11 protein-coding genes and 2 pseudogenes are annotated in these 7,265 nt (G+C 62.8%); 6 read left to right on the plus strand and 7 right to left on the minus strand.

Annotation, left to right across the window (positions count from 1 at the left end; translation table 11 throughout):
- Together D8Y23_RS15535 and D8Y23_RS15540 are read left to right on the plus strand one after the other, a co-directional pair.
- A pseudogene (locus D8Y23_RS15535) lies at window positions 1-323 on the plus strand (YihY/virulence factor BrkB family protein); the annotation flags it as partial.
- A 149-nt stretch (window positions 324-472) separates the two neighbouring features.
- Window positions 473-943 carry a substrate-binding domain-containing protein gene (locus D8Y23_RS15540; RefSeq protein ID WP_108319501.1) on the plus strand — a complete coding sequence of 157 codons (471 nt, stop codon included), beginning with the start codon at window positions 473-475 and terminating at the stop codon, window positions 941-943.
- Window positions 944-1,623: 680 nt separating this feature from the next.
- Here the strand turns inward: D8Y23_RS15540 and D8Y23_RS15545 are convergent.
- Window positions 1,624-2,001: a hypothetical protein gene (locus D8Y23_RS15545; protein ID WP_128218973.1), complete on the minus strand. Its 378-nt coding sequence runs from the start codon at window positions 1,999-2,001 to the stop codon at window positions 1,624-1,626.
- 77 nt (window positions 2,002-2,078) lie between these two features.
- Window positions 2,079-2,420 carry a hypothetical protein gene (locus tag D8Y23_RS15550; protein ID WP_108319505.1) on the minus strand — a complete coding sequence of 114 codons (342 nt, stop codon included), beginning with the start codon at window positions 2,418-2,420 and terminating at the stop codon, window positions 2,079-2,081.
- A gap of 393 nt (window positions 2,421-2,813) precedes the next feature.
- On the opposite strand from D8Y23_RS15550, the gene D8Y23_RS15555 reads away from it, so the two are divergent.
- The gene (locus D8Y23_RS15555; protein ID WP_108319507.1) at window positions 2,814-3,278 is read left to right on the plus strand and encodes a MarR family winged helix-turn-helix transcriptional regulator; all 465 of its coding nucleotides are present in this window, start codon (window positions 2,814-2,816) and stop codon (window positions 3,276-3,278) included.
- Here D8Y23_RS15555 and D8Y23_RS15560 read toward each other — a convergent pair whose 3' ends face one another.
- The 4 genes from D8Y23_RS15560 to D8Y23_RS15575 form a co-directional block, all read right to left on the minus strand.
- Entirely contained in the window at window positions 3,279-3,635 is a 357-nt protein-coding gene (locus tag D8Y23_RS15560; RefSeq protein ID WP_108319509.1) for a hypothetical protein, read from the minus strand. It lies immediately after the preceding gene.
- A 348-nt stretch (window positions 3,636-3,983) separates the two neighbouring features.
- A complete protein-coding gene (locus tag D8Y23_RS15565) occupies window positions 3,984-4,316 on the minus strand; it encodes a hypothetical protein (RefSeq protein WP_108319511.1) in 333 nt (110 codons plus the stop codon).
- 466 nt (window positions 4,317-4,782) lie between these two features.
- Window positions 4,783-5,379 carry an Asp23/Gls24 family protein gene (locus tag D8Y23_RS15570; protein WP_108319513.1) on the minus strand — a complete coding sequence of 199 codons (597 nt, stop codon included), beginning with the start codon at window positions 5,377-5,379 and terminating at the stop codon, window positions 4,783-4,785.
- Window positions 5,376-5,909 carry an RNA polymerase sigma factor gene (locus D8Y23_RS15575; protein WP_237488854.1) on the minus strand — a complete coding sequence of 178 codons (534 nt, stop codon included), beginning with the start codon at window positions 5,907-5,909 and terminating at the stop codon, window positions 5,376-5,378. Before D8Y23_RS15575 ends, D8Y23_RS15570 begins: the two co-directional genes overlap by 4 nt.
- 203 nt (window positions 5,910-6,112) lie before the next feature.
- Between D8Y23_RS15575 and D8Y23_RS15580 the strand changes: the two genes are divergently transcribed.
- The 3 genes from D8Y23_RS15580 to D8Y23_RS16890 are packed head-to-tail and all read left to right on the plus strand — an operon-like array spanning window position 6,113 to window position 6,914.
- Window positions 6,113-6,433: a hypothetical protein gene (locus tag D8Y23_RS15580; protein ID WP_108320231.1), complete on the plus strand. Its 321-nt coding sequence runs from the start codon at window positions 6,113-6,115 to the stop codon at window positions 6,431-6,433.
- Window positions 6,434-6,486: 53 nt separating this feature from the next.
- A complete protein-coding gene (locus D8Y23_RS15585) occupies window positions 6,487-6,702 on the plus strand; it encodes a hypothetical protein (RefSeq protein ID WP_237488855.1) in 216 nt (71 codons plus the stop codon).
- 53 nt (window positions 6,703-6,755) lie between these two features.
- Window positions 6,756-6,914: a hypothetical protein gene (locus D8Y23_RS16890; RefSeq protein ID WP_160897572.1), complete on the plus strand. Its 159-nt coding sequence runs from the start codon at window positions 6,756-6,758 to the stop codon at window positions 6,912-6,914.
- 31 nt (window positions 6,915-6,945) lie between these two features.
- Here D8Y23_RS16890 and D8Y23_RS15590 read toward each other — a convergent pair.
- Window positions 6,946-7,265, minus strand: a pseudogene (locus tag D8Y23_RS15590) (YihY/virulence factor BrkB family protein); the annotation flags it as partial.

Raw genomic sequence — 7,265 nt, forward strand, 5'->3', positions numbered from 1 at the left:
GCTCGCTCGCCGGGGTCATCATCTTCCTGCTTTGGCTGTGGATCGCTAACCTCGCGCTCCTGTTCGGCGCAGAGTTCGACGCCGAACTGGAACGCGGCCGCCAGCTGCAAGGTGGCATCGTCGCCGAAGAGGACATTCAACTTCCCGCCCGTGACACCCGAAAAAGCAAGAAGCAGGATGAGAAAGAGTCCAGCGACGTGGAGGAGGGCCGCCAAATCCGCCTCGCTGAAGCACCCGATAGCTCCGACGCCCCTTCTCCACGAAAGCCGTCGACACCTGAACCGCAGCCCCGGAGAAAGTGGTGGCAGCGGCGCCGCCGATGATTCCCCGCCGGCTGCAGCTGACACGCTTGGGTACCGGCCAAACGATCTCGCCCTGTGACGCACCTAATCGAGCTCGGACACCGAAAAATTGCGCTCGTATCTGAAGCTCGCGCCTCGTTTCTCATGGAGCTGCTGGACGACGCTCGCTCATGGCCCTCCATCAATACCAGTCTGCTTCGCCAAAACGGCGCCAGAATCGTTGGGTACCTGCGTGCCCTACGCAAAGCGGGCATCCCGGTAGACCCGCTCAACCTCTCTCTAGCGACGGGCACTCAGCCGATCGCGCCTTCTCGGCCGTCCTGTCCCAGTTCTCAAACGACCGGCCGACGGCATTGTTCTCCCCAGACAGCGTCATGACAGTTGCCACTTTCAGGGCTCTGAAGACACTTGGCATCTCCATTCCAGACGAGGTTTCCCTGATGTGGTTCGACAACCTCGAATGGACCAGGCTCGTGAGCCCTGAACTGTCGGTCGTCTCTCAACCGGTATTGGGGATGAAACAAAGTGCGGCAACCGAACTACTGCGCCGCATCGACGGTGATGAAGACGAGTTCCGCACAACCTTCTGTGACACAGAATTCGTGTATCGGGCCTCGACCGCACCGCCTCCTTCGGGGTAACGGCCAGGTCAACCGACGGTACATCCTGTTGGTGCAAAACCGATGGGTTTCGTACCGCCTTCCAGCCCGGTGGGTCTTCACGTCGTGGCGGAGGCTGCCGCGCCGGCGGCGGACGTTAGCGGCTTACTCCGCCTGACAAGGCCATCGCCGAGGGTGTGGGTGCTTGGCTGCTCGGACGGTTCCACCAGCGGTTTATGCGAGATGTGCATTGCTTGTGGTGGGTTGGTTGGTGTGTAGTCCAAAGGGCAGTTTTCGCGGCGTCGAGAGGGGTGAAGTGTCCGATGGGGCGGGAGTCGCTGTCGAAGGCGGTCCACTCGTCGCTGGGGCTTCGGGTGATGTATCCGAACAGTTGGTGGGCACAGGCGCCCATCACGAAGTCATTCTCGATGTGTTTCCACGTCGTGGGTGCGTTGGATCCTCTTGCGCCGAACATAAGCCGCTCCTTTGCGTGCCGGACGGCGAGATCGTGGCATCCCGCAGGGGAAGCGGAACGGGGATTGCGCCGCATCTCTCTGACCACTAGGTGCAGGCGCGGGTGCGCATCAGGCCCCGAGCTCAACATCCCAGCCTGATCAGCGAGCTAACGCAGGTAGCCGGACAGATGCTGCGGCTCGGCGCTGGCGCAGATCAATCGAATCGAGTGGCCGGCTGCATCCACAGCGTTGTGCGGGAGTGAGCGCCTACTCGGTGGCAGCCGTCTCCGGTTCTGCCTTCGGCTCCATATCGGGCTCGAAGTGGCCCAGCGACTTCTCTTGCAAGAACGCGCACAGCTCGGCCGCAACCTGAAGCTCGTGAGTGAGGGCGTTGAGTTCGAAGCTGGTCAGATCCAGAGCCTCGGTGGAAGGTTCAATCAGTACGTGCCACGCGAGGTCTTCATCGTTTTCGCGCGGTTCGATCCAGACGGTGTTGGGGGCGTTCTCCAGGGGCATGACGACAAGCCCGGTGTCCTGGCCCCCGTGGCCTTCTTGGATTGCAACGCGGACATCCTCGCCGGCGCCGCGGGCGGCGATGAATTCTGCCACCCAATGCTCGAGGGTGTTCTTGCTGTGGAATGGCATGGCGAGTCCTTGAGGTCGGCGAGGGAAGGAAAACGGCCCACCCCAGAGGGGCGGGCCGTTATGAGTATGCGGTGTCGTTACGCCGCGGCGGCGAGCTGCACGCGGTGAGCATCTTCCTGCTGCTGCCAGGTGGCGGCATTCAGCATCAGCCCGGACGACATCGCAGCCTGGTCAGCGAGCTGGCGGAGGTAGCCGCCGGACAGGCGTTGCGGCTCGGCGCTGGCATACTCAAAGCGCATGGAGATTGCAGGCTGCACCCACAGCGTCGTCCGCGTGTGCGCGGCCTCTGTGTCCGTCCACGTGATGGTGAAGGACTCGTTGCGGCGGAGTTTGGTGGACAGAACGACCTGCAGGTACTGCAGCAGGCGATCGTCGATCTCGATGGCCTGGGGGTCCGAGCTGTAGAAGAGCTTTCCCATGATGACTCCTTGCGGTGAGGGGTGCGGGGGTGAATCAGAAAAAGAGGGGGGCGACGACGCCCACGGCGGTCGCAGAAACCACAACGGCCGCAGCGGTCACGCCGATGTACCACCGTTGGGCCGCGACAGCGGTGCGAGAGGGAACGAACGTCTGCCGACGCAGACGTGAAGGTTGTCCCCAAGCGAACGCGTTGCTAGTCATGGCGGCCTTCCTTCCATTAGGTCTTGGGCTGTCAACCCCGGTGATGATCAACGTAGCAGATTGTAAACACAGTTAGGTAATCCAGTTGAGTGTCACTGCTGCTGACGACTACCAGGCGTAATCATCACCGGCGGAAGGTTAGATGGTTAGGTATAGTGCTTCGAGACATACGCAACGTAGGGAACGGGTCCATGACGGTAGAAACAGGCGACACATCGCCGCTCTCGGCGGCGCTGACGTTCTACTCCCAGGAACGTGATGCCGCGGCGGCGCGTGCTCGAAAGCAGCTCGGCGTCAACGAGCTCGAGGCCAACGCCATGTCTTACCTCGCAAAGAACCCCGGAGCGCGACCCTCAGAGCTGGCCAGCTATCTGCGTGTCACGTCTGCCGGCATCACCACGATGGTCGAACGGCTCGTGCGCCGCGAAATTCTGCGCCGCGAAGCTGACCAGGTGGACCGCCGCGTCAACCACATCCACCTGGCGGTCGACATCGAGAAGGAGCCGTGGTCACAACTGGCGCTGTTCGATGCCACGTGCCGCCAGCTCATCGCGCACCTGGACCCCAAGGTCGAGGCCGATTTCGCCGACTTCCTTCGCCACGCCACGCTGGCCGCGCGTGAAGAGGCTGCACGTGTCGACCGGGCCGTCGCCTAGTTAGCTCTGCGCCTCGGCCGCAAGTTGAGCCATATGCTCAACGGACTTGCGCTGGAGAAACGCGCACAAGTCTGCGGCGTGGGAGATCTCACGGCACAGATCGTAAACGGAGTCTGGGGATAGCTCCGTCACCTCAGGCTGTGCCTCGAAAGTGACGCGCCAGTCAGGTACGCCCACAGCAATCGGTGCCAGGTACACGGACGTTGTTGCGTTTGCCAAAGGAAAGATGACCAGGCCGCTGTCGACGCCATCGACGGGATCCTGATCGGCAACGAACGCGACAGCGCCTCCGCCAGTCCCGCTTGCGGCAAACTCATCGAGCCACGCGCTCAGCGTGTCTTTACTGCGAAACGGCACCCTGCTGCCTCTTCAATCTCCCTGGCGGATCGTTCTTCCGCCAGCCGATCGTACGACATCGTGGACGCCGCCCATCAATGTACAATCGCAACAGCTGCTAGCTCGAAGATTCCTCCACGAGCTGACATGCGCGCTGTTGCAGGTAGTCACAGAGGTGCGCCGCCAACAACAACTCTTCAGCGAGATCACGAAGGCCGTGACCGTCCAGCTCGGTGAGTACTGGCTGCGCACGCTACCCATAGGCCGCCAGCGCAGCGGACGCTAACCGTGCCAGCAGTGCAAAACCGATCGGTTTCGCTCCAATACGGTTGTCGAAGGACATGTAGTCGCGCCTGCCGGGGCTGGCCTTCACCGAGCTGCGGCGTGTGCTTGCTGAGCGGGGGCGGGTTCGGTCCAGTGGTCGAGGTCGATTATGAGGCCGCTGGTGCTGTTTGCTTGGGCGGCGAGTTGCTGGAGGTATGCGCCTACGAGGGGTGTTGCTTCGGGTGTGGTGTAGGTGAAGCGGAGGGGGATGTTGGGGTTCATCCAGATTGTGATGCGAGGTTCGGGGTTGGCACGTTGGGTCAGGGTGAGGGTGAAGTTCTCGCCGCGGCGGAGCTTGGTCGCGGCGATGACTTGGATGTAGTGCAGGAGGCGATCGTCGATGATGGCGTCGCTGTTGCTGTAGTAAAGGTTTCCCATGGGCCCTATCAGTCGGATGGTGGGCGCGCGCAGGGAGTGACGGGCCTGTCGCACGAGACGGCGGTGCCGCTCACATATGAAGAGCACGACAGGGCCTGCTCCGTCACAAAAATGTTCGGACCCCGGGCGGAGGGTGTTCCTCAGATGGTGATGCTCGCGATTTGCACCGTGATGCGTGCGGATTTGTCGGGGTGTGCGGATCGCAGATGATCAGCGATGTCGCGGGCAATAGTGGGGGCGGGGCTGCTGTGGGTGGCGACTCGGGCCGATATGGTCGTGCGCTCGTTCGTGGTGCGTAGATTCACGATGGGCTCTGGGGCTGGTGAGGTGCCGAGGGTGGCAGCGATCGCTCGTGCGATTCGTGTTGGTGTGGGCGCTGAGGGGTACACGGCGGTAACTCCCGGAACGCTGAGGACGAGGGTGGTCAGGTCCTCCGGCTGCGGAGAGGGGGTGGGTTGTTCGCTACTCATCTGGCGTCGTCTCCTGCAGCCGCGTCGTGGATGTTTTCGACAGTGATGTTGAGGGCGTCGATGTGCAGCTCGGTGTGTTCGTGAAGGACCTTCATTACCTGTTCGCGGAGCTGGGTGAGCAGTGGTGGCATCGGCGTGTGTGTGGCGATGCTGACGGTGATGTTGACATGTACGGGGGCGTGTGGTGTGTCGGCTTCACCGGTGATTCGACATGCTCCGACCAGGATGCCGGGGATGGTGTCGCTGACGTCACGGATGAGGGCACGTACGGCTCCTTCGGTGATGCTGAGGCTCACCAAGGGGTCGGGGTGGTGCAGGGGGAGGTCGCGTCCGGCCCGAAGCTCGGCGCCGATGTTGTTGATGATGTCGTTCAGCCAGGACGGGGGAGGAGCAGGCACGGTATCGGCGTCGTGTGCGATCAGATCGCGGGAGAGGTGGGAGACACGCTCGAGAGCGCGCAGCGCGTTGACGCACTCCGGGCACTCCTCGATGGCGGGGTCGTAGGGGGTGCGGTCGTGGGCGAGGTAGGTGCTGAGCTCGTCGAGGGTTTTGCCGCAGTCCAGGACGGTGCGGTCGGAGTTGGTGTCGGTCATCGCCATCCCTCCATTCGGACTGTGATGTTCACTCGTGCTCGTGCGAGTTTGCCGCGTGCTTGGCCGGTGGTGACCCCCATTGCATCGGCAATGTCTTGGTAGCTCAGTCCCGCCACTTCGCGAAGGAGCCAGCATTGCCGCTGATCCTCGGGCAAGGCGTCCAACGCTTTGGAGAGTTCGCGCAGTTGCGCGTTGCGTATTGTCGTCTCCTCCGGGTCGTGTCCGGTGGCTGCATGGTCGGCCGGGAAGACTGTTTCCGGGGGGCGTTTTTTGAGGTGGGCGAATGCGCGTCTCGTGGCGATACGCATCATCCATGGCTTGGCTTGGCTCGGGTCACGCAGGGTGGGCAGTTTCTTCCAGGCGACGACGTAGGTGTCTTGGAGGATGTCGTCGGCGTCGGTGTAGCTGCTGACGATGCGAGCGATGTAGGCGCGCATGATGGGTGCGTGTCGGGTGATGAGGGTGCGAAAAGCGGCCACGTCCCCGTCGACTGCTCGCTGGACAAGCAAGTCGTCGGCTGCGGCGGCCAATCCTTGATTGGACGGAGAACCGCTGGTCGTGGTTGGGGGCATGGACTCCGCTTACCTTTTTTGTGACGATCGCACCGTGTCCGCGCTCATGTGTGTGACGGTGCCGCTGCACATGCAGCGAGTGAATTTATACCGTAAGTCGACCGGCTAAGTGCTGCTTGCCCGTCCAAGCCCTCGATCCACTCGTGGAAGGACCACCAGCTGTGACCACCTCCGACAACGACGCTGCTGCGGCGGCGAAAGACCGCTTCGAAGACGCCACCGACGCGCTGCAACACGCCTCCACGAACGGCAGCGACGGCACCGCTCGTTCCGGCAGTCACGTCGCTGACCATGTCTCCGTCGAGATCGACGAGGCGAAACAGCAGGCCGAATCCGCCATCGACACGACCCTGCAGTCTGCAGTGAACGCCGTGGAGGGAGCGCGCGCCACCTACCAGCGGGACCCGAAGAAGGCACTCATCACGGCCGGCGCCGTCGCGATCGGACTCGTGGCCCTCGTCACACTGCTACGCCGCCTCTAACAACTCCAGACCACCTATCGACCTCAGTCACACCCATAACGAAGGAGCAACCCATGTCCACTCCCACCAACGACGACGCGCAGCTGTCCGCCGACGAAGACTCCTACGAAGGCGCAGACGTCGAAGTCTCAACCGAGACCGACACCACCTCCAAGCCCGGCGGGCTCGGTGAAGACGGAACCATTCCGAGCGACCCTAACGGTGTCGCCGCCGGGCACACCGGCACCGCCTCCAACTTCAACCCGGAAGAGGATGAGGACGCGCACTGACTGTACGCTGCGCTGACAGCTCGACGAGCACGGAGAAGTTCGATGTCCCCGGTGTGGGGCCCGTGCTCGTCGAGCTGTGCGCGCATCACTTCACCCTCACGAACGAACGGATGATGCTGCTCGGCACCGTGACCCGCCTCACGGGCCGAGCCGTCGACGTCGTCGACTACGAACGTGTCGCGCAACACCTGCACGACATGGGGGTCATTTGAGGCTGCGCCAACGGGAGCGTCTGAGGGTGTGTTATCGGCGTAGTTGCCACCACTTTCGCCGGGGGTGTGGGCGTGGCGTTGACGGCTTTGGTGGGGAGGGCGCGTCAGGACCGTCGGCTGCTTCTTCGAGCCGGATTTGGCGGCCTTCTTTGACGTCGCTGCGCTCTTTCTCGGCCTGTTTTTTGCTCTTTCGGGTGTCGCGGGCGGGCAGCTGAATGTCTTCTTCGGCGGCGATGCCGCCTTGCAACTGGCGGCCGCGTTCGAGTTCGGCGTCGAACTCGGCGCCGAACAGGAGGGCGAGGTTCGCGATCCACAGCCAGAGCAGGAAGATGATGACCCCGGCGAGCGAGC

The sequence above is a fragment of the Microbacterium enclense genome, from assembly GCF_004022425.1.
Taxonomy (GTDB): Bacteria; Actinomycetota; Actinomycetes; order Actinomycetales; family Microbacteriaceae; genus Microbacterium; species Microbacterium enclense_A.

Bases quoted from the DNA above. Each gene is read 5' to 3' on its own strand.
- D8Y23_RS15540 (WP_108319501.1), top strand. From the start codon at position 473: ATGGCCCTCCATCAATACCAGTCTGCTTCGCCAAAACGGCGCCAGAAT.
- D8Y23_RS15545 (WP_128218973.1), bottom strand. From the start codon at position 2,001: ATGCCATTCCACAGCAAGAACACCCTCGAGCATTGGGTGGCAGAATTC.
- D8Y23_RS15550 (WP_108319505.1), bottom strand. From the start codon at position 2,420: ATGGGAAAGCTCTTCTACAGCTCGGACCCCCAGGCCATCGAGATCGAC.
- D8Y23_RS15555 (WP_108319507.1), top strand. From the start codon at position 2,814: ATGACGGTAGAAACAGGCGACACATCGCCGCTCTCGGCGGCGCTGACG.
- D8Y23_RS15565 (WP_108319511.1), bottom strand. From the start codon at position 4,316: ATGGGAAACCTTTACTACAGCAACAGCGACGCCATCATCGACGATCGC.
- D8Y23_RS15570 (WP_108319513.1), bottom strand. From the start codon at position 5,379: ATGACCGACACCAACTCCGACCGCACCGTCCTGGACTGCGGCAAAACC.
- D8Y23_RS15585 (WP_237488855.1), top strand. From the start codon at position 6,487: ATGTCCACTCCCACCAACGACGACGCGCAGCTGTCCGCCGACGAAGAC.